This window comes from Streptomyces bobili, from assembly GCF_002154575.1.
GTDB lineage: Bacteria > Actinomycetota > Actinomycetes > Streptomycetales > Streptomycetaceae > Streptomyces > Streptomyces bobili.
In genome coordinates this window covers 1-703 of sequence record NZ_MUBA01000899.1, presented here as the reverse complement: position 1 = coordinate 703, position 703 = coordinate 1, and the positions used below count along the sequence as shown (strand labels likewise).

Annotated in this window: 1 pseudogene; it reads left to right on the top strand. The window is 75.6% G+C overall.

Going from position 1 to position 703, the window contains the following annotated elements:
* A pseudogene (locus BZL64_RS38570) lies at positions 1-703 on the top strand (MFS transporter); the annotation flags it as partial.

Below are 703 nucleotides of genomic sequence, written 5' to 3'. Positions count from 1 at the left end.
GGGCGAGGGGTCCGTCGTCGTGGCGGTGGCGGCGGTGGCGGGCCTCGCCGCCGCGGTGGCCTTCGTGTACGTCGAGCGGCGCCGCCCCGACCCGATGATGCCGCCGGACATCTTCGCGTCGCGCCAGTTCACGGCCGTCAACCTGGTCACCCTGTGCGTGTACGCGGCCCTCGGCGGCTTCTTCTTCCTGTCCGCCGTCCAGCTCCAGGTCGTGTCCGGCTACTCCGCCCTCGGCGCCGGTACGGCCCTGCTGCCGACGACCGTCCTCATGCTGCTGCTCTCCGCCCGCTCGGGCCAGCTGGCCGAGGTGATCGGCCCGCGCGTCCCGCTCACCGTCGGCCCCCTGCTGGCCGCGGCGGGGATGCTGCTGATGCTCCGGGTGGGTCCCGACGCCTCCTACGCCGCCGACGTCCTGCCCGCCGTCCTGATCCTCGGCCTCGGCCTGGTCGCGCTGGTCGCCCCGCTGACGGCGACCGTCCTGGCCTCGGTCGACGTCTCCCGCGCTGGCCTGGCCAGCGGCATCAACAACGCGGCGGCACGGGCGGCGGNNCGCCGCGCTTCCCCTGCTGACCGGGATGGGCGCGGAGGCCTACCGCTCGGCCGACGCCTTCGACGAGGCGTTCGGGCGGGCGATGGTGCTGTGCGCGGGGGTGCTGGTCCTCGGCTCGGTGATCGCCTTCACGACCGTGCGCCGCCCGGCCCC